Annotated in this window: 21 protein-coding genes and 1 pseudogene; 13 read left to right on the forward strand and 9 right to left on the reverse strand. The window is 39.3% G+C overall.

Annotated elements, in window-relative coordinates; genetic code table 11:
• Nucleotides 1-24: 24 nt before the first annotated feature.
• A complete protein-coding gene (mhpT, locus tag MKL38_RS16840) occupies nt 25-1257 on the reverse strand; it encodes a 3-(3-hydroxy-phenyl)propionate transporter MhpT (protein ID WP_270903854.1) in 1233 nt (410 codons plus the stop codon).
• A gap of 248 nt (nt 1258-1505) precedes the next feature.
• On the opposite strand from mhpT, the gene MKL38_RS16845 reads away from it, so the two are divergent.
• From MKL38_RS16845 to MKL38_RS16885, 9 genes are all read left to right on the forward strand, one after another.
• Nucleotides 1506-2345: a p-hydroxycinnamoyl CoA hydratase/lyase gene (locus MKL38_RS16845; RefSeq protein ID WP_171056761.1), complete on the forward strand. Its 840-nt coding sequence runs from the start codon at nt 1506-1508 to the stop codon at nt 2343-2345.
• Nucleotides 2346-2382: 37 nt separating this feature from the next.
• Nucleotides 2383-3834 carry an aldehyde dehydrogenase gene (locus tag MKL38_RS16850; protein ID WP_270903855.1) on the forward strand — a complete coding sequence of 484 codons (1452 nt, stop codon included), beginning with the start codon at nt 2383-2385 and terminating at the stop codon, nt 3832-3834.
• Nucleotides 3835-3917: 83 nt separating this feature from the next.
• Nucleotides 3918-5804: a feruloyl-CoA synthase gene (locus tag MKL38_RS16855; protein ID WP_270903856.1), complete on the forward strand. Its 1887-nt coding sequence runs from the start codon at nt 3918-3920 to the stop codon at nt 5802-5804.
• A 75-nt stretch (nt 5805-5879) separates the two neighbouring features.
• Entirely contained in the window at nt 5880-7019 is a 1140-nt protein-coding gene (locus MKL38_RS16860) for an acyl-CoA dehydrogenase family protein (protein WP_270903857.1), read from the forward strand.
• A gap of 81 nt (nt 7020-7100) precedes the next feature.
• The gene (locus tag MKL38_RS16865; RefSeq protein WP_270903858.1) at nt 7101-8351 is read left to right on the forward strand and encodes an OprD family porin; all 1251 of its coding nucleotides are present in this window, start codon (nt 7101-7103) and stop codon (nt 8349-8351) included.
• A 57-nt stretch (nt 8352-8408) separates the two neighbouring features.
• Nucleotides 8409-8945 carry a DUF3237 domain-containing protein gene (locus MKL38_RS16870; RefSeq protein ID WP_270903859.1) on the forward strand — a complete coding sequence of 179 codons (537 nt, stop codon included), beginning with the start codon at nt 8409-8411 and terminating at the stop codon, nt 8943-8945.
• 39 nt (nt 8946-8984) lie between these two features.
• The gene (locus tag MKL38_RS16875) at nt 8985-9374 is read left to right on the forward strand and encodes a PaaI family thioesterase (RefSeq protein ID WP_003652750.1); all 390 of its coding nucleotides are present in this window, start codon (nt 8985-8987) and stop codon (nt 9372-9374) included.
• Nucleotides 9375-9407: 33 nt separating this feature from the next.
• Complete coding sequence (locus MKL38_RS16880; RefSeq protein WP_270903860.1) at nt 9408-11159, forward strand: tannase/feruloyl esterase family alpha/beta hydrolase; 1752 nt, start codon at nt 9408-9410, stop codon at nt 11157-11159.
• 144 nt (nt 11160-11303) lie between these two features.
• On the forward strand, nt 11304-12200 hold the full coding sequence (locus MKL38_RS16885) for a DMT family transporter (protein WP_270903861.1): 897 nt from the start codon (nt 11304-11306) through the stop codon (nt 12198-12200).
• A gap of 15 nt (nt 12201-12215) precedes the next feature.
• On the opposite strand, the gene MKL38_RS16890 is transcribed toward MKL38_RS16885, so the two are convergent.
• A complete protein-coding gene (locus MKL38_RS16890) occupies nt 12216-13286 on the reverse strand; it encodes an AraC family transcriptional regulator (protein ID WP_270903862.1) in 1071 nt (356 codons plus the stop codon).
• 131 nt (nt 13287-13417) lie between these two features.
• Between MKL38_RS16890 and MKL38_RS16895 the strand changes: the two genes are divergently transcribed.
• Entirely contained in the window at nt 13418-14878 is a 1461-nt protein-coding gene (locus MKL38_RS16895) for a coniferyl aldehyde dehydrogenase (RefSeq protein ID WP_270903863.1), read from the forward strand.
• A gap of 246 nt (nt 14879-15124) precedes the next feature.
• On the opposite strand, the pseudogene MKL38_RS16900 reads toward MKL38_RS16895, so the two are convergent.
• The 7 genes and pseudogenes from MKL38_RS16900 to MKL38_RS16930 form a co-directional block, all read right to left on the reverse strand.
• A pseudogene (locus MKL38_RS16900) lies at nt 15125-15678 on the reverse strand (SMI1/KNR4 family protein).
• A 73-nt stretch (nt 15679-15751) separates the two neighbouring features.
• Nucleotides 15752-16021 (reverse strand): hypothetical protein, encoded by a 270-nt coding sequence (locus MKL38_RS16905; protein ID WP_270903864.1) that lies wholly within the window; start codon nt 16019-16021, stop codon nt 15752-15754.
• 97 nt (nt 16022-16118) lie between these two features.
• On the reverse strand, nt 16119-16565 hold the full coding sequence (locus MKL38_RS16910; protein ID WP_270903865.1) for a DUF4265 domain-containing protein: 447 nt from the start codon (nt 16563-16565) through the stop codon (nt 16119-16121).
• 73 nt (nt 16566-16638) lie between these two features.
• Nucleotides 16639-17049, reverse strand: a complete 411-nt coding sequence (locus tag MKL38_RS16915) for a hypothetical protein (protein ID WP_442866676.1) — start codon at nt 17047-17049, stop codon at nt 16639-16641.
• 200 nt (nt 17050-17249) lie between these two features.
• A complete protein-coding gene (locus MKL38_RS16920) occupies nt 17250-18713 on the reverse strand; it encodes an amino acid permease (protein WP_045434426.1) in 1464 nt (487 codons plus the stop codon).
• A gap of 400 nt (nt 18714-19113) precedes the next feature.
• Nucleotides 19114-20208 (reverse strand): arginine N-succinyltransferase, encoded by a 1095-nt coding sequence (gene astA / locus MKL38_RS16925; protein WP_270903866.1) that lies wholly within the window; start codon nt 20206-20208, stop codon nt 19114-19116.
• Complete coding sequence (locus tag MKL38_RS16930; protein ID WP_270903867.1) at nt 20205-21440, reverse strand: aspartate aminotransferase family protein; 1236 nt, start codon at nt 21438-21440, stop codon at nt 20205-20207. The genes astA and MKL38_RS16930 overlap by 4 nt, the downstream gene beginning before the upstream one ends.
• Nucleotides 21441-21575: 135 nt before the next feature.
• Between MKL38_RS16930 and MKL38_RS16935 the strand changes: the two genes are divergently transcribed.
• From MKL38_RS16935 to MKL38_RS16945, 3 genes are all read left to right on the forward strand, one after another.
• Entirely contained in the window at nt 21576-21998 is a 423-nt protein-coding gene (locus MKL38_RS16935; protein ID WP_151745182.1) for an Lrp/AsnC family transcriptional regulator, read from the forward strand.
• A 329-nt stretch (nt 21999-22327) separates the two neighbouring features.
• On the forward strand, nt 22328-23758 hold the full coding sequence (locus MKL38_RS16940; protein ID WP_270903868.1) for a gamma-aminobutyraldehyde dehydrogenase: 1431 nt from the start codon (nt 22328-22330) through the stop codon (nt 23756-23758).
• 28 nt (nt 23759-23786) lie between these two features.
• Complete coding sequence (locus MKL38_RS16945; protein ID WP_270903869.1) at nt 23787-24557, forward strand: nuclear transport factor 2 family protein; 771 nt, start codon at nt 23787-23789, stop codon at nt 24555-24557.
• The last annotated feature ends 33 nt before the right edge of the window (nt 24558-24590 follow it).

The following is a 24590-nucleotide window of genomic DNA, read 5'->3' on the forward strand; positions in this document are numbered from 1 at the left end:
CTAACCCCATACTTTCGTTAAAACTTAGCGAGCACCTGAGCTTTGTACTAAATGTACAGGCTGTTTAGGTTTTTTGACAAGAAGTAATGCAGAGATCGCTGCAATTAAAATCACTGGAATGCTTGAACCAATCACAATGGTCGAGCTTTGTCCAAGTGAAAGTAAAAAACCTGCCATTAAAGGTCCGGCAAAAGAACCAATACGGCCAATTGCAACCGCCGCACCAACTCCAGTTCCACGCATTTCGGTTGGATAATACATTGCGGCTAAACCGTACAATGCCGATTGTCCGCCCACAATGAATAAACCACAGCCCACTGCCGAAAGTGCCAGTAATGCAACGGTTGGAGAAATTGCCAAGCAACAAAGTGAGAATAAAATGCCTAGATAAATCAGCTTAATCACAAAACTCATGCGTAATTTATCAAGCAATACACCCATTAAGATTGAACCTAAAATTCCACCAACGTTGTAGCCCATCTGTACATAGTTTGCTTGTAGCTTCGATAAGCCTTGCGCGCCCATCAGTAACGGCAACCAGTTTAATAAGAAGTACAGCACCACTAGGGTACAGAAGAAACTCACCCAAAGCTGAATAGTCGACATGCGGCGTTCTTTAGCAAATAAAACTTCAAAGAATGGAGTCGTTTTTTGCGCTTGAACTTTTCGTTGCAGGTAATCATTTGACTCAGGTAAAAAGCGCATGATGAGTGGAATTAACAAAATAGGCGCAATACCGCCAATATAGAAAATATGACGCCACTCTGCATCACCCGCCAACGACATGGCAACCACAGAAGTCAGTAATCCACCAAAAGGAATGCCGCTATACATGATACTTACCGCTTTGCCCTTGTGCTGGCCAGGCACAGCTTCAGAGGCAAGTGTAATCATCATCGGGAGTGCCCCGCCCATTCCCAAACCGGTACAAAAACGGATGAGTAACAGCAAACTGAAGTTAGCAGCATATGCTGTTAGCAAAGACATAATTCCAAAAAGCAGAATACTAAAAATCAGAATTTTCTTACGCCCGACAATATCTGCAAATCTGCCGCCTAATATTGCACCCGGTAGTGTTCCTAAAATTGCAGCACTAAATGCCCATGCCATCTGGCCATTATCCAACATAAACTCAGCCCGCATTCGTGGAGCGGCTACCCCCATTGATTGAAGATCAAAACCTTCAAAAATTGCGATTGCAAAACAAAGTAGTAACGTAATCTTTGCTCTTGCAGACTGTCCTAATATCTTTTCCATTGTGTTGTCCTTTATTGACTAGTCGTTCCATTTAGCCCTTTGTGTATTGTTGTTTAAACACACCAAAAATATCAGTTAAACTTACTAAAAAATCAACATATTTTTATATAAAATTATTTATTAAATTAATTTTTATTTAAAATACATGCAATTATAAAATATTTATTAAATTTTAGAAAAAAGACTTGAATGTAAGTTTAACTGATATTAAATTAAATCTCAGAACATCACAAAATCATTCAAGGAGTATGAAGATGACTTATGAAAATCGCTGGGAAACCGTAGATGTTAAAGTTGAAGATGGAATTGCTTGGGTCACACTAAATCGCCCAGAAAAGAAAAATGCCATGAGTCCTACACTCAATCGTGAAATGATTGATGTGCTTGAAGCCATAGAACTTGATCAAAATGCGCGTGTTTTAGTATTAACTGGTGCAGGTGATTCTTGGACAGCTGGCATGGACTTAAAAGAATATTTCCGCGAAGTCGATACTCAGCCTGAAATTTATCAAGAACGTATTCGTCGTGACTCATGTCGTTGGCAGTGGCAACTTCTTCGTATGTATTCAAAACCAACCATTGCAATGGTTAACGGCTGGTGTTTCGGAGGCGGTTTCTCACCATTAGTGGCGTGTGATCTTGCGATTGCAGCAGATGAAGCAACTTTCGGTTTATCTGAAATTAACTGGGGTATCCCACCGGGTAACCTTGTAAGTAAAGCAATGGCAGATACCGTAGGTCACCGCGCAGCTTTGTACTACATCATGACGGGTAAAACCTTTAGTGGTAAAGAAGCCGAAACTATGGGACTGGTAAATAAAAGCGTACCACTTGAACAGCTAAAAGCAGAAGTCACTGAGCTTGCAAATTGCCTACTTGAGAAAAACCCTGTAGTGCTTCGTACCGCTAAAAATGGCTTTAAACGTTGCCGTGAACTCACTTGGGACCAAAACGAAGATTACTTATATGCCAAGTTAGATCAATGTATCCATCGTGATACTGAAAATGGTCGCCAAGAAGGTTTGAAACAATTTTTAGATGAAAAATCAATTAAACCGGGTTTACAGAGCTATAAACGTACTGGTTAACTTTTGATTCTTTAATGGCAATGTAAGGACACAACCCATGCAAAATGTACAGTTACTTATTCACGGTCGATCTGTTGATGCATCAAATCAGGCAACTTTTGAGCGTATTAGCCCCATTGATGGATCAGTGGCAAGCAAAGCCTCTGCTGCAACTTTGGAAGATGTTGATCGTGCAATCGAATCGGCACAACAAGCTTTTAAAGTATGGTCGAAGCTCTCGCCTACCGAACGCCGTTTACGTTTGTTAAAAGCAGCCGATTTAATGGACCAAAAGACTGAGCAATTCATTGAAACTGGAATGCAAGAAACAGGTTCAACTGCCACATGGTATGGGTTTAACGTTCACCTTGCTGCCAACATGTTACGTGAAGCAGCGGCAATGACCACACAAATTGACGGAAGCCTCATTCCGTCAGATGTGCCGGGCAATCTTGCGATGGGTGTGCGAGTTCCTTGCGGTGTGATTGTAGGGATTGCACCTTGGAACGCCCCTGTCATTTTGGCAACACGTGCGCTTGCCATGCCATTGGCTTGTGGTAACACGGTAGTGTTAAAAGCATCTGAAGCTTGTCCAGCAACGCATCGTCTAATTGGTGAAGTGTTACACGAAGCAGGTCTAGGTGAAGGTGTGGTAAATGTGATTACGCATGCTGCTGAAGATGCACCACAAATTGTTGAACGTTTAGTGTCTCATCCAGCCGTAAAACGCATTAATTTTACGGGTTCAACCAAAGTCGGAAAAATTATTGCAGAGACTGCTGCTAAATATTTAAAACCTGTTTTACTCGAACTTGGTGGCAAAGCCCCTGTCGTGGTTTTAAACGAGGCGGATATTAATGAAGCCGTAAATGCCGTCGCTTTTGGAGCGTTCTTTAATCAGGGGCAAATTTGTATGTCGACCGAACGTGTTTTGGTTCAAGACAAAATTGCCGACCAGTTTATTGAAAAGCTCATTGAGAAAACACGCTCTATTCAGGCGGGCAACCCAACCTCGAAAGAAAATGCACTCGGTGTTTTAGAAAGCCGCCGTGCTGCAAATCGCATTCAGCATTTGCTTGAAGATGCCCAAAACAAAGGTGCCGACTTACCTTTAGGCATTCATATTGAAGACACCACCATGCAACCGACGCTGGTACTCAATATTAAACCTGACATGCTGCTTTACCGCGAAGAATCATTTGGACCTGTATGCACAGTTCAACGTTTTGCAACCGTTGAAGATGGTGTAGCACTGGCAAATGACAGCGAGTTCGGTCTTTCAGCGGCAGTGTTTAGCCAGAATATTTCGCAGGCATTGGAAGTGGCTAAACAGATTGATTCGGGTATTTGCCATATTAACGGCGCAACCGTACATGACGAAGCTCAAATGCCATTTGGCGGAACAAAATCGAGTGGCTACGGACGTTTTGGTAGTAAAGCCTCTATTGCTGAGTTTACCGATTTACGCTGGATCACCATTCAGACCCAATCACGTCATTACCCGATTTAGTCGGTTTAATGCGAACAACGACATATTAAATAAAAATTGCATGATGCAAAAAAAATAAAGCGCAGTGATGCGCTTTCCATGGAGTGAAAGAAATGCAAATGAATGCCACTCAATCACAAGACCGCGAACGGTTCGTAAAATTAGGGCAACATGATATTCATTATCACCATAAAGATGACACGCTCTATATCAGCCCAAAAGAGCAATTAAAACCGTATCCACAAAAACTGACAGATCGGTTAATTCATTTTGCACAAACCAAACCAGACCATATTTTTGCAGCAAAACGCAATGCTCAAGGTGAATGGGTCAAACTGAGTTATGCAGAAGTTTTACAACGCGCATGGCATATTGCTCAGGCTTTACATGAACGTAAGTTAAGCCAAGAAAGACCTTTAGTCATTTTAAGTGGTAATGATCTTGAACATTTAACACTCTCTATGGGTGCTATGCTGGCGGGTGTGCCTTTTTCAGCAATTTCCCCTGCCTACTCTCTTATTTCTCAAGACTTTGGCAAACTTAAACATGTGTTTGAAGTGCTTACACCTGGTATGGTCTATGCCAGTGATGGTCAGGCTTTTGCCAAAGCCATTCAGGCATGTATTACATCCGACATTGAAGTAGTGACCAACAAGGGTCTTGTGGGCAATCAGATCTGCACGTCTTTTCAATCGCTTTTAGATACGCCAGTTTCAAATGTTCAAGAATTTTACCAAACCCTTGATGAAAACCAGATTGCCAAATTCTTGTTTACATCAGGTTCAACTAAACTCCCTAAAGCTGTGCCGACCACACATTTAATGTTGTGTGTTAATCAGCAAATGCTATTGCAGACTTTCCCTGAATTTGAAGAGACTCCTCCTGTTCTTCTTGACTGGCTGTCTTGGCACCACACATTTGGCGGCAGTCACAATGTCGGTATCGCGCTCTATAACGGCGGTACGATTTACATTGATGATGGCAAACCCGTTGCAGGAAAATTTGACGAAACCATTCGTAATCTCAAAGAAATTTCTCCAACAGTTTATTTAAATGTGCCAAAAGGTTGGGAAGAACTCACCGAAGCTTTAGAAAAAGATGAAGAATTAAGAGAGCGCTTTTTTGCCAAAGTTAAAATTTTATTCTTTGCAGGTGCAGCGCTTTCAGAAGCGGGCTGGAACAGATTAGATAAAATTGCTCAGCAACATTGTGGAGAAAAAATTCGCATTATGAGCGGATTGGGCATGACTGAAACTGCTCCCTCTTGTGCTTTTACAACTGGCCCACGTGTGATGGCTGGCTTTATTGGTTACCCTGCTCCGGGATGTGAAATCAAGTTGGTTCCATGTGGTGACAAACTTGAGTTTTGTGTTCGTGGTAAACATGTCATGAAAGGCTATTGGCGCTTAAAGGCGGACCAGCAAAGCACAGTTTTTGATGATGAAGGCTTTTTCCATACTGGCGATGCTGTTCGTTTGGTCGATGTCAATGATCCGACTAAAGGCCTCATGTACGACGGACGAATTGCCGAAGACTTTAAACTCAATACAGGCACTTTCGTCAATGTGGGCACGCTTCGCAATAAAGTGCTCATTCAAGGTAATTTACTGGTTCAAGATGTCTGTATTACAGGTTCAAACCTGAATGCTGTTGGCTTTCTGATTTTTCCAAAATTAGAAGCTTGTGCTCAATACGCAGGCCTTAAGCTTGGCGAGCATTCTGCAACAGAGATATTACAGCACCCTAAAGTCCAACAATGGTTCCGCCAATTTTTAACGACATTTAATAAAGATGCGACTGGCAGTTCAAATACAGTCTCAATGCTTTATTTAATGACCGAACCACCTCAGCTCGATGCAGGCGAAGTCACCGATAAAGGCAATCTCAATCAAGGCAATATTACTAAACGTCGTGCTGCCTTAATTGATGAACTTTATCAAAAGCAGGCCGAAAACCCACTCATTATTCGAGTACCCACCTTAAAGCAATAAGCTATTGAAATAAAAAAGGAAGCTCAAACTTCGGTTTGAGCTATAGCCCCACTTTTGCCTAAAAAAAGGTTCAACATGCCACACGATACAGAATTTGAACTATTTCGAGACAGTTACCGCAGGTTCTTAAAAGAACAGGTCGCTCCGTATTACGAACAGTGGGAACACGATGGCCTAATCCCACGTGATCTATGGCTTCGTCTTGGGGAAAATGGCTTTTTGTGCGTCGATGTGCCCGAAGAATATGGCGGCTATGGCGCTCCTGTTCATTATTCTCTCATGCTAGTTCAAGAAACTGCTCAAGCTGGCTTTGCATCTTTGGCGGTTGCAATTGGTGGGCAAAATGAGCTGGTTTCTCCTTATCTACAAAATATTGGAACTGAAGAGCAAAAGCGCTATTGGTTACCGAAAATGGTGACAGGTGAAGTTGTCACCGCAATTGCGATGACCGAAGCCAATGCAGGCTCAGACTTACAGGCCATACGGACTCAAGCCGTTTTAGAAAATGATCACTATCGTGTAAATGGTTCAAAAACGTTTATCTCAAATGGTTTACATGCCGACCTGATCGTTCTGGTAGCAAAAACTGACCCTCAAGCCAAAGCAAAGGGCATTTCAATTTTTCTAGTTGATGCTGCTTTAGACGGCGTTAAAAAAGGCCGCTCCTTACAAAAAATTGGACTCCATGCCCAAGATACTGCCGAACTTTTTTTTGATGATGTCTGTGTGCCTGTAACTCAGCGTTTGGGTGAAGAAGGACAAGGTTTTACCTATTTAATGCAAGAGTTACCGCGTGAACGTTTAAGTATTTCCATGATGGCTTTGGGGTCAATTTTAGGCGCCATCGAACTGACCAAAGACTACGTGCTGGAGCGTAAAGCTTTCGGACAACCTTTAAGCCAAATGCAAAACACGCGCTTTGTGCTCGCAAATGCACAAATCAAAGCCAAAGCCGCCCAAGCTTTTGTAGACCAATGTGCAGCGCTGTATCAACAACACCAGTTAAGTGTCACTCAAGTTGCCGCACTGAAATGCTTTATTACCGATGTTCAATGTGAAGTGATTGATCAATTACTTCAGCTTTTTGGTGGCTACGGTTACATGCAGGAATACCCGATTTCACGCTTTTTTGTGGATGCGCGGGTACAAAAAATTTATGGGGGAACCAATGAAATTATGAAAGAAATCGTAGCCCGAGAACTGCTCGGCAAATAATTCGATTTAAAAACCAGACAAGGCAGACAGAACAACCATGCCTTGTTGAAAACAAGAAATGATATTTCAGGAAGAAATGCTATGTCGAAATTATGGATGTACTCTACCCTTATGCTCTCTGGTTCAGTGTGGGCTGGCAATTTTATTGACAACAGTTCAGTAGAACTCACCACACGAAATTTCTATTTTGACCGCGACTACCAAGAGCAATCCGCTTACCCTGCCGCCAAGGATTGGACACAAGGGTTTATTCTCAAAGCCAATTCAGGTTATACCGAAGGGACTGTCGGTTTTGGGCTGGATGTACTTGCAACGGCGGGTTTTAAACTTGATGCCGATGCAGAGCATGGAGGTACAGGAAACTTACCTAGAGACACTCGCACCAATGAGCCTGCCGACTCTTATGGCGAAATTGGTGTAACAGCAAAAGCTAAAATGAGCCAGACCGAACTTCGCATTGGTACGTTAATGCCAATGAACCCTGTTTTAGTAGCTTCGCCTGCTCGTTTGCTTCCTCAAACCTATCGAGGAATTTCACTGACCAGTAAAGATATTAAAGATTTTGATTTACAGGCAGCCTACCTCGATAAAGTGAATCATCGTGATTCGACCAACTATGAAAAAATTAAAATTTCAGGGGTGAATGGACGATTTAAAAGTGCTGAAACTGATGGACTCTATTATTTAGGTGGAAACTATCAGTTTAATCCTGCACTCAAACTCACCGCTTTCTACATGGATGTTGATGATCTTTATAACCAGACCATGGTCGGCGCCTTACATCAACACAAAATTAATGACACTACTAATCTTAGCTCGCAGTTACGCTACTACCGCAGCCGTGATGACGGACAAGCGAAGGCTGGTTTAGTCGATAATGATCTTTATCATGCTCACTTTGAGTTAAAACATCAAAACCATAAATTTATTTTTGGTACTTTCCAACATCACGGCGACACCGCATTTCCGTATTTGACTGGAGGTGAAACTGGCCTACTCATTGATACATGGCCGGGCGAGTTTTTAAACCCAAAAGAAAAAGCCTATAGCTTCCGCTATGAATATGACTTTAAAGATTACGTTCCAGGTTTACGTTTCATGACCCGTTACACCACAGGTCACAATATTTATGCACCCAACTTAGGTGGCACCAATCTAAAAGAGCGAGAAACCGACTTTGATTTAGGCTACACCGTTCAAAGTGGCTGGTTAAAAAATCTCGGGCTACGCGCGCGCTATGCAATGTATGACAACAACATGCTCTCAACTGCCAACATCAAGCCTGTAAACGAAACCCGTATCAACATTGATTACACATGGAAATTTAAATAATTCAAAACAAGAGGTTCAGTTACACATAGAACCTCTTTTTATTTCGGGAAATGCATCATGAAGAAAGTTGTAACGCTACTCTGTGGAATGAGTCTGATTGCCCTGACTCATGCCGAAACTCAATATAGCCCACCGCCCATTCAGCTAGAGCCTTTAGCAAAATTTAGTGTGGATTTAAATGCGCCTGTTTGGGAATTAGGCACAACCAGTGATGCTGGTAAACGCCGAATTATTCCTATTACAGGTGGAACATTTACAGGGAAATCGCTTAAAGGCCGCATTTTAAATAATGGCGCAGATTGGCAGATTGTCGATAGTAAAGGACTAGCCATTATTGATACGCGATATTTGTTAGAAACCGATGACGGTGCACTCATTTATCTTCAAACCAAAGGTTACCGCCATGGCTCGGCAGAAACACTAAAACAGCTTGCCCAAGGCAAAGATGTCGACCCGAAAAATTACTATTTCAAAATTACCATGCAGTTTGAAACCAGCTCACCTAAATATGCATGGCTTAACCAGACCGTTGCAGTAGGTAGTGCAATGCGCTTGGGCAAAGCGGTTATTTATGATGCCTATACCCTGAAATAATAATTTTTATAACACTTACAAAAGGATGGACCCTTCATTATGGATCAAAAAACTTTAGAACACTTACCGCCAATCCATCACCATTTGGGTGGTCACAATATCCATTGGAATGAAAAAAACACTGAACTCACCATCCATTACACAGCGCTAGAAAGCTTTACCAATCCACGCGGCACCGTTGAAGGCGGCATGATCTGCGCCATGCTTGACGATGTGATGGGACTTTTTGCATATCTCGCCAATGACCGTAAACCTGCCACCACCATCAACTTAACGATGGATTTTTTAAGACCCTGTGCTGTAGGCGAAGTCATTACAAAATGCCGTTTCATTAAACAAGGCAAAACCGTACTTAATCTCGAAAGTGAAGCTTGGCAAAACAACAAAATGATTGCACGAAGCACAGCTAATTTTCTGGTTTTAGATTAATTGCAAACATTCATTCAATAAGGATATGAATAAATGAATTACACCAACAATAAACGAATTTTGACCCACTCCGCTTTAGTACTTGCCATGCTTGGTTCTTTGGTAGGCTGTGGAAGTGACAGTGACGACACAACTACGCCCTCAACAACGAAACCACCTCAGTTGTCTCCTGCTGTGGGCGTAAAAATGACAGGAAGTTGTTCAGACTTACTCGGATTTCAATATAACAATACCATGATTAGCTCGGCCACTCTTCAAGAGGCAAGTACATTGACGATAGCCAACAAACCAATTGGTGCTCATTGTTTAATCAAAGGTTATATGGACCAACGTGTAAGTCCTGTCGATGGACAAACCTATCAAATTGGTTTTGAAATGCGTTTACCTGTTGATTGGAATGGTCGTTTTCTCTATCAAGGCAATGGCGGAACCGATGGTAATCTTATACCTGCAACTGGACAGGTTGGGAGTGGTGGTCCGCTCACCAATGCCCTTCATGATGGTTTCGCTGTTATTTCTTCCGATGCAGGACATAATGCCTCACAAAATCCAATGTTTGGTTTAGACCCTCAAGCCAGAATAAACTACGGTTATGGTGCGATTACCAAACTCACGCCTATGGCAAAAAATCTAATTAAAACAGCGTATGGTAAATTGCCAGACCGCTCCTATGCAGGCGGCACTTCAAATGGCGGACGCCACGCCATGATTGCGGCAACTCGTTTAGGCGACCAATATGATGGAATTTTAGCAAGTACACCCGGTTTTCATTTGCCTCGTGCAGCCGCAGCACAACTCTATACAGCACAACAGCTTCGTCGAGTTGCAATAGACGAAAATGACTTAAGTACCGCTCTTACCCTTTCGGAGCGTAAAGTATTAGCAAAAGCGATTTTAGATCGATGCGATGCTTTAGACGGTATTGCAGATGGCTTGGTTCAAGATGTCGAATCTTGCCGTACGGCTTTTGATATTCACAAAGATGTACCTGTTTGCTCAAGCACAAGAGATGGCACATGCTTAAGCGCTGAACAAATTGATGTATTAGCCAACATTTACCGCGGTCCTGTAAATTCTGCCGGACAAGCACTGTATGCAACCCAACCTTTCGATCCGGGTTTAGTCGGCAGTAACTGGGCAAGCTGGAAATTCGAATCTTCGGTTGGAACAGCACGAGACCCTGTTGCAGTCGGTATTCTTTTTCAGGTTCCACCAGACCCAACTGTAGTTCAAAACTCTAGACAGTTTGCCTTTAACTATAATTTTGATACTGATTATCCAAAACTATCGGCGACCAATGATGTATACACCGAAAGTTCTATGTCATTCATGATGCCACCCGATGAATTGAACTTGGATAAACTCCGCAATCACGGTGGAAAAATGATTGTGGTACAAGGCACAGCAGACGGCGTTTTCTCTGTAGATGACACCCAAAATTGGTACGATCAACTACTCCAACACTATAAAAATGATGCAAAAGGTACAGCACCTGAATTTGCACGTTTCTTTAGAGTTCCGGGCATGAACCATACCCGTGATGGCATTGCGACCGACCAATTTGACGCATTGACTGCTTTAGTCAACTGGGTGGAATATGGGCAAGCGCCTGACAAAATCATTGCGACTGCACGCGGCGCAGGTAACTCAAGTGGTCAAGTGAATACTGAACTTCCGCAAGACTGGGCACCAAACCGTACCCGTCCACTTTGCCCTTACCCACTGATTGCTCGTTACAATGGTCAGGGTGATAGCGAAAAAGCTGAAAACTTTAGCTGTAAATAACACCCTATAAGATAAAAAGAGAGCTTACATAGGCTCTCTTTTTTATTTTGCTAAGTATCACTATTGAATCATTATCAAATGATATTTCATCCAATGTCTGCATCACTGCTAAGATAACACCGAAAACCAAAAACTCATTTCGATATGCAAAATCAGACTGCTTCAACCAAACCCTCAACTCAACTTGGAAAAGCATTGCTTTGTCTTATGACATCGGCATTATTATTTTCCATTATGGGGGTATGCATTCGTTTTGCTTCAGAAACGGTAGACAATGCCACCGTCGTGTTTTTTAGAAATGCAGTGGGTTTATTTATTTTTATTCCTATGCTCTTTAAGCAAGGGCTGGACTTTGTTAAGACCGATAAGCTTTGGATGCATACTTGGCGAAGTGTCGTGGGGCTCGCTGCAATGTATGGTTTTTTCTATGCTATTGCGAACTTAAAACTATCAAATGCCATGGTTTTTAGTTATTCATCACCTATCTTTATTCCACTGATTGCATGGCTTTTCTTAAAAGAAAAAATCACTAAGTCGATGATTTTTGCCGCCGTTATTGGGTTAATTGGAGTTTTATTTGTTGCTAAACCCGATCAAGGTTTATTTAACGCACTATCTTTTATTGGCTTGGGTGCATGTTTTTTATCAGCGATGGCTTTTGTCACTGTAAGAGCTTTAACCAGTACAGAACCGCCTGAACGTATTGTTTTTTATTTCTGTATTTTTGGTAGCTTAATTTCATCAATTCCAATGTTCTGGCATTGGCGTATTTTCACTTGGCATGAACTCGCATTGCTGATTGCCGCAGGACTTTTAGCAAACATTAGTCAGCTTTTTATGTCTTATGCTTATAGCTTAGCACCAGCAGGACAAATTGGCCCAATGAACTACATTGCCATTATTTTTGCAGGAATTTGGGGATTTGTTTTTTGGCATGAATTACCAGATCTTTTTAGCATTATCGGTATATTTATTATTTTATTTGCCATATTGCTCTGTAATCCATTTTTGCAGAAAAAGTTACTTTCTCGATTTAAATAGTCGCCATACCTGATTCTAATTTAGGTACTGTATTCGATACTCATTTAGTGAAATGCCTGTCCAGTGCCGATAGGCTTTTCTAAAATTAGAAGTATCTGAAAAGCCAATTCTCTCGGCAATTTCGTCTATGGTTAAAGTTGTTTCTCGCAAATATTCATCCGCAAGACGGCGCCTAGTTTCATCTAACAATTCTTGATAGGTTAAATTAAAACCCGCTAACCGCCGATGTAAAGTACGTTTTGAAATATGCAACCGCTCAGCCATTTCTTGAGCTGATGGGAAAAGTCCTGTTCCATCTAACAAAATCAAACGAATCGTTTTCACCAACTCAGGCTCTTCAAGCTCAGCAGCACCAAGCATCCGCTCACAAAACGACTTACACATATCCGCGGTAATCGGGTTAGCATTTGGGCAAGGCACATCAAGCCACTTTAAATCAAAGTGCCATTGCATTACGCCAGCATCAAACTGAACAGGACAATGAAAAACTTTTTCATATTCTTCTGCATAGTCAGGTGCAGAATAAGGCAATAAAAGCTTCTTTGCTTGAAATGGCCCTTCAAGCACACGTTCAATTAAGGTTTGCATTGAGCTAAACCAAAATTCACACACCAAAGGCAAAAGCTTACCTAGTGCAATAATATCTTGCCCTTCAAAAACAGCAGCATCCTCTCGAATATGAAAAGACTTCTTTAAAATAGGCCCTGCAAGTTTAATATGTCGAATGCCAAGCTCTACCGCTTGTCTAAAATTACGCGAAGAATAGAGTGCGTAACTATACACCCCAAAATCTGACAGCCGCTGCTTTTGTCCTGCACGCAATCCAATTAACGGATCATGAGATAAACGTTGAATATTTTGAAATAACTGGATTTTTTGAAGTTGAGAAATATATAAAGAGGGTTGATTCATCGCATCTGGTGAAATATTTGTACCGGATAGAACATCTGACATTGAATGGCCTTGCAAGCCTATTTCATCAAATAAACTGGTCAACCCCAGCAAATATGTATTCGAACCAAAAGATGTATTATCATAATTTCCTTCGATAACAACATTTGTACTTTTATAAATATTATTAGCCATTTAACTCACACCATCCCTAGAGTGACGTGCATAATGGCACTAAACTACCTCTTGTTGTCTCAATTTAACATCGACCATACAACGCTTCAAGCATAAAGTATGATAAGCAAAAGTATGGGAAGGAATAAAAAATGGAAAGCTCCACTTTAAAAGAATATAGCGGCTCTGCCACTGAACATATGGAACTTATTTTTTCCAAACAACGTGCCAATTTTGAGGCGGATCCCTATCCAAGTCTTGAGACACGCCGAACAAAACTACATCAACTTAAAAAACAAATTATTCGTTATCAAGATGCTTTAGCTACTGCGATTAATGCTGACTTTAGTTCAAGATCACTGGATGAATCTAAACTATTAGATTTACTTGGCTCTGTGTTAGAGGCTGATCATGCAATTCATCACTTACGCCGCTGGATGCGCCCAAGTAAACGCCGTACCGAGCTTTTATTTTTATCAAATCGTTTAAGTGTGCAATACCAACCTAAAGGTGTGGTTGGTGTGATTGTGCCTTGGAACTTCCCCGTTTATTTAGCACTTGGGCCACTGATTGCCGCTTTGGCTGCGGGCAACCGAGTCATGATTAAATTGTCTGAAATTACACCAAACACTAATGCAATGCTACGACGTATGCTCGCCGAAGTCTTTAATGAGGATGAAGTCGCAGTCTTTGGTGAAGAAATTACAGACCCCGCTAGATTTACCTCTTTACCGTTTAACCATATTGTATTTACTGGCTCTCCAGCCATTGGCAAAGTGGTAATGAGAGCAGCAGCTGAAAACCTAACTCCTGTTACACTTGAGTTAGGTGGTAAATCTCCTGCAATTGTAAGCCGCAACTACCCGCTTGCCGATGCTGCAAAACGTATTACGCATGGTAAAGCAACAAATAGTGGTCAAATTTGTGTAGCACCTGACTATGCATTGGTTCCCAAAGAAAGTATTGATGAATTTGTGGATGCTGCAAAATCAAGCTTTATAAAAATGTTTGGTCAAAACATCACAAACAATGAGAATTACACGTCCATTGTGAACGACCGTCATTTAAAACGTATTCAAGATATTTTGACCGATGCACAAGAAAAAGGTGCGCGAATTATTCCTTGTGACACTTATAGCTTTGACCAACAAGGCCGCAGAATGCCTGTACAGATTGTGCTTAATTGCACTCCCGACATGCGCATTATGAAAGAAGAGCTCTTTGGCCCTATTTTACCTGTCGTTGCATATGATTCTTTAGATGATGCAATTACCTATGTGAAATCGGATGAACGACCTTTAGCGCTTTATTGTTTTACACATAGCTCGGTAGAACGTGACCGTATTTTACGTGAAACTCATTCGGGTGGTGTAACCATCAATGATTGGGGCTGGCATGTAGTTAACCATGATGCTCCTTTCGGAGGTATCGGAAACTCAGGCATGGGGTCATATCATGGTGAAGAAGGTTTCCGTGAACTTTCTCATGCAAAAACGGTATTTACACGCCATCGTTTTTTCCCGACTCAGCTTTTCCACCCTCCTTATGGAACATTCCTACAAAAATTAGCGATTCGCTTTTTCTTGAAAAAAGGCGATCCAAATATTAAATAAGGATTATAAAAAAGCCTCTTATGAGGCTTTTTCTATAGAATCAAAGAATTTATTTAGGCAATAGATTTATATTTCAATCACTTATAGAAAAAATCAGATTTTTTTAGAACCAAGACCTAGTATGAGTAATAGCTATACTGTTCCTATTAAAGTAATCAATAAAATAGAGCATAATTAAAGTAGCAGTCACTATTTAAAAATAGTGATTGCTACTAACCATTAAATTTTATTCATACTTAAAACTATCTAAAGTAAACGACCTGTAATAGACCTATTAATTTGTTCTTCTGTTAGATCAAAATCAATAAATCTTGAATCTTTGGTTTTTTGAAAAACATAATCTTTTAAATACTCTAATAAAGTTATATTTGTTTTTTCTAATACACAGTCGTCAGCATCATGTAATGACCATATAAAATCATCATTTTCAGCAGTTAGTAAAAAATAAAAATATGTTTCATATTCTCTACTTAGACCGAATATTTTTTTTCAAAAGGGTCTATTTTTCCCTCACTATCACACATTTCATCATCTTCTTTAATACATTTTTGATAATCTAAAAAATCATCTAAGTTCCATTGACTATTGTACATTTTAAATTCATCACCCCACAACAACCCTCCTGAACATCTCCCCATTTGAAATAAAAATTCTCTAAATTGCCCATGTATATCAAGATTAAGATTTTTAGCAATTAGTTCTACTTCTTGCTCTGTATAACCTTGTACTTTTTCAGGGTAAAAAGGAAGCTGTGTTCCCTCAACACGACAAGCAGATAATTCTTTAACAAAATCAGTCATTATTTTCTCAATAAATTAATTTATATATAGACTAAATAAATTTCCAAATACAAAGTTTCTTATTTTACAAAAATTACTCTTCCAACAGTTCAAAGTTAAAAAATTCAAAGAGAATTCTATCTTCTTCTATTTGCTTTAAGTTATATTTAACACCATCCCATCCATCTAAATTTTTCTCAATATACAAACTCTCGAACTGAGTAAGCCTATTACCAACATCATTCAGACAAAGATTAGTAATATTAAAAAATCTAATTTTCATTTTCTCACTATATATATTTGATAAATCTTTGGCTAAAACTATATCTAAATTATAGACTCCGCCAAAATAATCAAAATACATTTTTATAGAATATAACTAATCATATTCAACAAATTTTCTATTTAAATTACTAATATCATTCATGACTAATTTCCCCTCTCTATCATTTACTAATATTTTAAAATAAATCACTCGAATGTTTATCCGACAAGCATGATTCCTCATAATCAAGAAAATCCTTCCTATCATCTAAATATTTTTTAACTACAGCATAATTAACCTTTTCAAGTATATTAATTGCATAATAGTGTCTACCTTCAAAGCCTTTCCAACCACATAAATAAGACTCCAAAGTATTTAATATTTTTTCAATACATTTAATATCGTTATTAAAAAATACAATTCTTAATGTTGAATTATTAGATGGCTTTATTAAATCATCAAAATAGAGCGTTTCATCTTCTATTTCAACCTGAATAAGATCATCAAATGCAAGGTTAGGTGCAAAGAAAGGAATACTTCTAACAAAGTATTGATCATGTTTATACATCTCCCCCCAAATAGACTCTCTTGACAACTCATTATTTTGATCTAAATAGTCTATTACAATTTTTTTATTATTCACTATATCGCCTTTTATTTACATATCTGTTTTTTGAAAAATATAAATTTTTAAATATCATTTTTTCCTTATAGATTTAATCATAATACCCTTCTATGAATATTATAATTGCTTCAACTGGTAAAAATGGTTCTTCTTCATAATTTGGTTCATAAAAACCTATCCCAAATTTAAATGAAGTTAGACTATCCCCATCAATAATAATATCTTTATCTAATGTAGCCATTAGCTTATAAGCTTCTGATGCAGTTAGCTTAGATATCTCTGTACCATTAAAAATAACTTGAGCAGGTTCATAAAATACCAATGCTATAACTTTATCAGCACTATCATAATCTAAACTAATCCCAAGTTCATCATAACCATCAGTAGAGGAGTTTTCCCCAAATACTCTAGGTTCGTACCCAAACATAAGCTTTCTTATTTCTTCTCTTTTCATGCCAAACTTAATTAAACCAGCTCCCACGTATGGGGTTATCTCAAACATTATTCTTTCTCAACTATTTTTAAGTGATTAGTTATTCAACAAGTAGTCTGTATACAATCACATATTATACATATGTCGTTTCGAATTTTGATTGTATATCACCTATCTCTTTAAGTTTTACCTTTCAATCAGTTCCTTCTTTTCAAAACAAAAAAGCTAGGCACCCACCTAGCTTTAATATAAAAACAACTACAATCGACTTAAATATAATCAACCTTTTGAGCTTTTAAAATATCAAGCTGCAACATCTTTTTCTTTTTATATCTATAGGCAATAAACAAACCAATAAACCAGATTGGTGAACACTCAAGTGCAATTAAAGTGTCATGATCTAAAGCTAAAATTACAATAGTGAAAACTAAAAACAGCATCGTAAACCATGCCATAAATAATCCACCCGGCATTTTATATTGAGATTGAATATGTAATTCAGGGAATTTTTTACGATAGGAAATATAAGAAAGCACAATCAGCATGAATGTAAAAATACATAAAATTGAAGTGAGCGCTGAAATAATTGTAAACGCAGTCATGACATTTGGAACAATAAATAAAATAGAGGTTCCCACCGTCACACAAGCCATCGAAAATACGAGCCCTCTAATTGGAACCTTACTTTTAGATAACTTACTAAAGCTTTTAGGAGCATCGTTGTCTAAAGCTAGGCCATATAACATACGACTGGTCGCAAAAATTCCGCTATTGGCAGAAGATAGAGCCGAAGTTGCTACAACAAAATTGATTAAACCTGCTGCAATAGGTAAGCCAACTAACGTAAACATTTCTACAAATGGACTTTTTTCTGGTGAAACTTTTGCCCAAGATGTGACCGCAATAATACAAACCAATGCGCCTACATAGAATAATAAAATACGTAATGGAATAGAGTTAATTGCTTTTGGAAGTGATTTATGCGGGTCTTTGGTTTCAGCAGCAGTTGTACCGACAAGCTCAATACCCACAAACGCAAATATGGCAATTTGGAAACCTGCTAAGAAACCTGTTACACCATAAGGAAACATAGATTGTGTTTCAAACAAATGACTAACCGATGCCTTAACACCATTCGGAGAAGTAAATCCGGTACTAATTAAGTAAATACCCGCAAGAATAAACAGAATAATTGCTGTAATTTTGATGAGGGAAAACCAAAATTCAAGTTCACCAAATAGTCGAACCGCTACAAAATTGAGTATGGTTAAAATTGCTAATGAAGTAAATGCAGGAATCCAGACGGGTAAATCGGGATACCAAAACTGCATGTATCCTCCGATCACAATCACATCGGCAATAGCAGTAATAATCCAGTTACACCAATAGGACCAGCCCAGAAAAAAACCTGCCCACGGGCCTAAATAAGCCGTTGCAAAATCTGCGAATGTTTTAAAATTGGTATTCGCCAGAAGCAACTCACCCATTGCTCGCATTACGAAGAAAAAGAAGAAACCAATAATTAAATAGGTTAAAACAATTGAAGTTCCTGAAATACTTAATGTTTTACCGGAACCCATAAATAATCCAGTCCCGATTGCACCGCCAATCGCAATCATCTGAATATGACGATTGGTTAATGAGCGTTGCAATTTCTCTTCTTCTTGCTCAGTCATATGTTGACTACCAAGAAGATCTCCTTCCAGGAATTGCTTTCCGTTATTCTTACTCATGTAATATTTACTCCAATTTATAGCAACTGTCGTAAATGTTTTAATAATAAATAAATTATATGATTATCAATTTAGTCCATTAAATCATGTTAAAAATATTATTAAATCATTTAAAACCTTATAAATTCCTTTTTAAAAGCTATTACCTATAACAATCAAAATTAATCATAAATCCTTTCCTTAATTATTATATTAGCCTGACCTCTATCAATATAATTTCGGTAGAGAATTAAAATATATGAATTAATTAAATATTTTAATTGTCTGTCATTTATAGAATAGCGGCAGGCTAATGAATTCCAGCTCAGCGAGCAAGATTGTGTTTATCCATGTACCAATCTTGCGTTAGCGATAATATAGTATTCCTTCTTAAATTTGGTGAAATGTATAGTATTTCTGCTTAATTAACAGCCATTCGCAAATGATCAGTCTCTTTGAGTTTGTTTACCGCTTTTGGATTCGAAACGTGTTTAGCTTGAACACTTAGCACACGAACTAAACAACCATTTTCGGCATTCAATTGTTCTGCCTGTTCTTTAGTTAATTGCAGCTCTTCTCTATAAGGTTTGCTGTATACAAGAATGGCGCGATAATTTTCATAGTCATCATTGGCTACAATGTAAGGTTCATCCCCTACCGCAATATTTTCAGGTTGTTCAATTTGGACCACTACAGATTGACTTTCTTTAATCGCTCGTAAGTTTTCGATATCGGCCTGCAATGTCGCCCCACCATCAAAAATATCGACATATCCTTTATAGCGCAGCCCTTCTTCTAGCAAGAGATTGTAGGCTGGTCGAGTATTTGGATGGACAATACCAATTGCTGCTTTAGCATCATCTGGCAACATATCAACATAGAGTGGATGTCTTGGCATCAGCTCTGCAATAAACGCCTTTTGCCCGACTCCACTTAAATAATCAGCTTTGGTAAATTCAATATCGAAAAACTTATGGCCTACCGCATTCCAAAATGGTGATTGTCCATTTGCATCGGAATAGCCACGCATTTCTGCCACAATGGTTTCTTCAAAATATTGGCGAAATGCAGACAGGAACAAGAAGCGAACTTTAGATAAAAATTTGCCATTTTTATTTAAGCGATAGTCCGGATCTAAGAACAAAGTACAAAGCTCACTACAATTGGTGTGGTCATTACTCAAATATAGTGTTGGTAAAGCTTTATAAACACTTAAGGGTTCCGAGGCATGAACTTGCGTCCCCACATGAAAGTTGTACCAAGGCTCTTTTAAACCGAGTGCGACTTCAATACCGCAAACCCCTACTACTTTGTCTAGTTCAGTATCTTCTAGAACAAATAAATAAACTTGATCCGCCTTTGGCAACTCACCTGCCACTGTCTTGCAAGCTCGGTCGATGCGCGCTGCCAATTTTTCTATATTGGGCTGTAAAGACGTCAAGCCAAAACCTGCTTTTTGAGCCAACAGATAAAGATCATTAACGTCTTTAGGCTCGATGTAGCGAATAATCATCATGCCGCTTGTTCATCCTTTTGAATTGCTACGAAGCGAGCAAGTGCACGATCAAATCTTTTTAAACCTTCATCAATATCAGCCAAAGGAATAATCAGAGATGGCGTGAAACGTACAACATTTGGACCAGCAATAAGGCTAAGCAATCCTTCTTCACCCGCAAGGTTGTTAATATCTTTTGCTTTGCCAGCGAACTCTGATTTTAAGACACAGCCAATCAGTAAACCTTGACCACGAATTGTTTCAAAGATTTCATATTTTTCGTTTAATTTATTTAAAGCTTTTTTATAGTAGTCATGACGCGCTTTAACCCCGTTAAGCACTTCAGGCGTATTAATAAATTCGAATACTGCACCTGCAACTGCACCTGCTAATGGGTTACCACCGTAAGTCGTACCGTGCGTACCGACTGAAAAATGTGGAGCAAATTTATCGGTTGTTAACATTGCACCGACTGGGAAACCACCACCTAGTGCTTTTGCAGTTGTAAGAACATCTGGAATAACACCAGTGTTCATGTAGGCATAAAGAGAACCTGTACGGCCTACGCCTGTTTGTACTTCATCAAAAATAAGTAAGGCACCAAACTCATCACACAGTGCACGTAAACCTTTTAAAAATTCGATGTCAGCCGGAATAACACCGCCTTCACCTTGGATCGGTTCAACAATGACTGCACATGTTTGCTCATTAATCACCGCTTTTGCAGCTTCTAAATCATTAAAGGCAACGTGGTTAATTCCGTTTGGAAGTGGTGCAAAGTCTTGTGAATATTTAGGTTGACCGCCTGCTGAAACGGTAAATAACGTACGGCCATGGAAAGCATTTTTAAATGCCACAATGCCACTTTTACCAGCAACACCACTGTCTAAACCCACCTTACGTGCAAGTTTTAATGCCGCTTCATTGGCTTCTGCACCTGAGTTACAGAAGAAAACTTTGTCTGCAAATGTATTTTCGGTGAGTTGTTTAGCAAGTCGTAGAACAGTTTCATTAGTATAACCATTGCCTACATGCCAAAGTTTTGTCGCTTGTTCTGTTAAAGCATTCACTGCCACTGGATGCGCATGACCTAATGCGTTTACTGCAATCCCGCCTGCAAAATCAATATATTCTTTATTTTCTTGATCCCAAATACGTGAACCTTCACCACGTACCGGAATGAAATTTGCCGGTGCAAAAACTGGAACCATCCACTCGTTAAAGTCACTACGAGAAACTGCAAAATTATTCATCTTATCTAGTCCATTAAATTGAATTATTAGGCTTAACTGATTCCCCTATTATTCAAAATCAAATTGATTCACAAAATTTGTAATTCAGTAAAAAATGAATTATTTTTTACCAATCTGATAATTGACAATTACAATATGGATAACATTGATCAAATTATTTTAGGTTTGCTTAAAGATAACGCACGGATGTCTGTTACCGAGTTAGCCGAAAAAGTTCACGTTTCAAGAGCAACGGTCAAAAAGAGAATCGAGTATTTAGAGTCGTCAGGCATCATTACCGGATACACAGTACGGTTTAAACCCAATGCAGAACGAAATGTCATCCGCGCATGGATGAGCATTATGGTCGAAGGGACCAAAGCGCAGTCTGTGATTAAAGAATTACGCCTAGAAAGTGCCGTTGAATGTTTGCATAAAACTAACGGTAAATGGGACATTTTGGTTGAGCTACGCTGTGATACTTTAGAAAACTTCGATAAAGTTTTAGAAAGAATCAGGAATATTTCAGGTATTTATAACAGTGAAACCAGCATTCTGCTTGCGAGTCATAAAACCTGATGATTCACTTTAATTTCAAATAATAAGGACGAAAAATTGATGAGCTAAGCATAAGGTTTGGCTCATCAAGCTGCTCTCGATTAGAAAAATTCCTCCATTGTCATTTATCAAATCAACAAAACTATTACGACGTTCAACCTATTCTAAAAATCTTCAATAAATTTTTAACTTTTTTTAAACAATCAAATCAAAAACTTAAAATCTAATTTGATTCAAATTCAAACCTTTTTCGCTCTCTCCCCCCGTCAAAGCATTTGACAGAAAATTTAAAACATAATACATATAGTATTATATGTTATATGTTAAAACCTAAGGACAAGGTATAAAAAATGGCTAAAACTCAACTACAACACTTTATTAACGGCGAATATGTTGCTAGCAAAGGAAATGATTATTTCGACTTGGTAAGTCCGGTGACTGGCGAAGTTTATGGTCAATCGCCTAATGCAACCGAGGCAGAAGTTGATGCTGCTTACGCTGCTGCAAAAGAAGCTTTTAAAATTTGGGGACGCAGTACACCTTCAACTCGTCAAAAAGCATTATTGAATTTGGCAGATGCTATTGAAGCAAATGCAGAGCGTTTAATTGAGGCGCAAAGTCGTAATACGGGTCAGTTAAAACACTTAATTGCATCTGAAGAAGTGGGTGCATCAGCAGATCAGGTTCGTTTCTTTGCAGGTGCTGCTCGCCTACTGAATGGCACAGCTTCAGGTGAATATTTAGAAGGTTTAACCTCTTCTATTCGCCGCGAACCAGTCGGTGTAGTGGGTCAAGTTACACCTTGGAACTATCCACTCATGATGGCTGTTTGGAAAATTGCCCCTGCTTTGGCAGCTGGTAATACTGTGGTACTTAAACCAAGTGATACCACGCCTGAAAGTACACTTTTACTCGCAGAAATTGCTGCACCATTTTTTCCTAAAGGTGCATTTAACGTGGTGCTAGGCCAAGCTCAGGTGGGTTCAAAAGTTGTATCGCATAAAACACCTGCGCTCGTTTCTATTACAGGTTCGGTTCGTGCAGGCTTACAAGTTGCAGCTTCTGCGGCAGCAAATTTAGCCAAAGCCCATCTTGAGCTTGGTGGTAAAGCACCTGTTGTTGTTTTTGAAGATGCCGACATTGATAAAGCAGTTGAAATGATTGCTTTAACGGGTTACTTCAATGCAGGACAAGACTGTACTGCTGCAACACGCGTGATTGTTGCTGAAGCAGTTCATGATGAATTTTTAGGTAAATTAATTGAAGCGGCAAAAAATACACGTTTTGGTGAACCAGATGATCAAGACGCACTTTATGGTCCACTCAACAACGCTAATCAATTAAAGAATGTTAAAACCTTTATTGATAACTTACCTGCTCACGCCAAAGTTGAAACGGGTGGCAAGCAAGCCGATCGTCCAGGCTTCTATTTTGAACCAACTGTGATTAGTGGTTTAAAACAACATGACGAAGCAATTCAAAATGAAATTTTTGGGCCAGTGATTACTGTTCAAAAATTTACAGATGAAAATGATGCCATTGAAAAAGCCAACGATATTGAATATGGCTTAGCTTCAAGTGTCTGGACTAAAGATCATGCACGCGCAACTCGCCTGTCTCGTGAACTTGATTTCGGAACCGTTTGGATTAACACCCATATTCCTCTAACCGCAGAAATGCCACACGGCGGCTTCAAAAAATCGGGTTATGGTAAAGATTTATCAGGCTACGGTTTTGAAGAATATACACGCGTTAAACATGTAATGAGTTCAAATGAATAATAAAAATCAGATTTGAAAGGAGATCAAAATGAATAAACAAGAAATGAAAAACTTTGTGAGTAAGGCGCACCACGAGTTATTTAATCTACATGACACCACTGCTCTAGACCGTTATTTTTCGGAAGACTTTATTGAGCACTCACCACTCGTTGCAAATGGTCTTTCGGGCCTTCGCCAATTGGTAGAAGACTGCCCCGACATGCAACATGAAGCTGTGCGTGTATTGGCAGATAGCGACTTGGTTGCGATTCATGGGCGCTTTCAAGGATTAGATGAAAACCCGTTAGTTGGCTTTGATATCTACCGCGTTAAAGATGGAAAAATTGTGGAACATTGGGATGGTCTGGTAGCAGAAGCAGCTCCGAATGTGAGTGGCAGAACACAATTAGATGGTCCAACTGAAATCGTAACTCACCATGACCCAGAGGAAAATCGTGAGATTGTGACCTCTTTCTTTAAGAAGTCATTAATTGATGGCAATTACGAAGCATTTAAAGAATACACCCACGGCGATCAGTTCATTCAGCATAGCCCAGATATTGGGGATGGCGTTAAGGCAGTGATTGATTTTTTGAACAATATCCGTAATGAAGGGCAAGGTTTGGTATACTCCAAAACTCATCGCTCCATTGCTGATGGTCAATTTGTATTGACACATTCCGAAGGAAATATTGCTGGAAATCGACATGCCTATTTTGAATTGTGGCGTGTAGATAATGGCAAAATTGTTGAACTTTGGGATGCAATACCAGCTGTGCCTGAAGATGAACAGGCAGTCCATCAATATGGCGTGTTTTAATCATTTATCCGTTTCATTAAGCTAAGTCACTGA

It is taken from the genome of Acinetobacter sp. AOR14_HL (assembly GCF_027855175.1).
In the GTDB taxonomy this organism is placed as follows: Bacteria; Pseudomonadota; Gammaproteobacteria; order Pseudomonadales; family Moraxellaceae; genus Acinetobacter; species Acinetobacter calcoaceticus.

Excerpts from the sequence above, each read along its gene's own strand:
- mhpT (WP_270903854.1), bottom strand. The coding sequence starts at position 1,257 with ATGGAAAAGATATTAGGACAGTCTGCAAGAGCAAAGATTACGTTACTA.
- MKL38_RS16845 (WP_171056761.1), top strand. The coding sequence starts at position 1,506 with ATGAAGATGACTTATGAAAATCGCTGGGAAACCGTAGATGTTAAAGTT.
- MKL38_RS16850 (WP_270903855.1), top strand. The coding sequence starts at position 2,383 with ATGCAAAATGTACAGTTACTTATTCACGGTCGATCTGTTGATGCATCA.
- MKL38_RS16860 (WP_270903857.1), top strand. The coding sequence starts at position 5,880 with ATGCCACACGATACAGAATTTGAACTATTTCGAGACAGTTACCGCAGG.
- MKL38_RS16865 (WP_270903858.1), top strand. The coding sequence starts at position 7,101 with ATGTCGAAATTATGGATGTACTCTACCCTTATGCTCTCTGGTTCAGTG.
- MKL38_RS16870 (WP_270903859.1), top strand. The coding sequence starts at position 8,409 with ATGAAGAAAGTTGTAACGCTACTCTGTGGAATGAGTCTGATTGCCCTG.
- MKL38_RS16875 (WP_003652750.1), top strand. The coding sequence starts at position 8,985 with ATGGATCAAAAAACTTTAGAACACTTACCGCCAATCCATCACCATTTG.
- MKL38_RS16880 (WP_270903860.1), top strand. The coding sequence starts at position 9,408 with ATGAATTACACCAACAATAAACGAATTTTGACCCACTCCGCTTTAGTA.
- MKL38_RS16885 (WP_270903861.1), top strand. The coding sequence starts at position 11,304 with ATGCAAAATCAGACTGCTTCAACCAAACCCTCAACTCAACTTGGAAAA.
- MKL38_RS16890 (WP_270903862.1), bottom strand. The coding sequence starts at position 13,286 with ATGGCTAATAATATTTATAAAAGTACAAATGTTGTTATCGAAGGAAAT.
- MKL38_RS16895 (WP_270903863.1), top strand. The coding sequence starts at position 13,418 with ATGGAAAGCTCCACTTTAAAAGAATATAGCGGCTCTGCCACTGAACAT.
- MKL38_RS16905 (WP_270903864.1), bottom strand. The coding sequence starts at position 16,021 with ATGTATTTTGATTATTTTGGCGGAGTCTATAATTTAGATATAGTTTTA.
- MKL38_RS16915 (WP_442866676.1), bottom strand. The coding sequence starts at position 17,049 with ATGTTTGAGATAACCCCATACGTGGGAGCTGGTTTAATTAAGTTTGGC.
- MKL38_RS16920 (WP_045434426.1), bottom strand. The coding sequence starts at position 18,713 with ATGAGTAAGAATAACGGAAAGCAATTCCTGGAAGGAGATCTTCTTGGT.
- astA (WP_270903866.1), bottom strand. The coding sequence starts at position 20,208 with ATGATGATTATTCGCTACATCGAGCCTAAAGACGTTAATGATCTTTAT.
- MKL38_RS16930 (WP_270903867.1), bottom strand. The coding sequence starts at position 21,440 with ATGAATAATTTTGCAGTTTCTCGTAGTGACTTTAACGAGTGGATGGTT.
- MKL38_RS16935 (WP_151745182.1), top strand. The coding sequence starts at position 21,576 with ATGGATAACATTGATCAAATTATTTTAGGTTTGCTTAAAGATAACGCA.
- MKL38_RS16940 (WP_270903868.1), top strand. The coding sequence starts at position 22,328 with ATGGCTAAAACTCAACTACAACACTTTATTAACGGCGAATATGTTGCT.
- MKL38_RS16945 (WP_270903869.1), top strand. The coding sequence starts at position 23,787 with ATGAATAAACAAGAAATGAAAAACTTTGTGAGTAAGGCGCACCACGAG.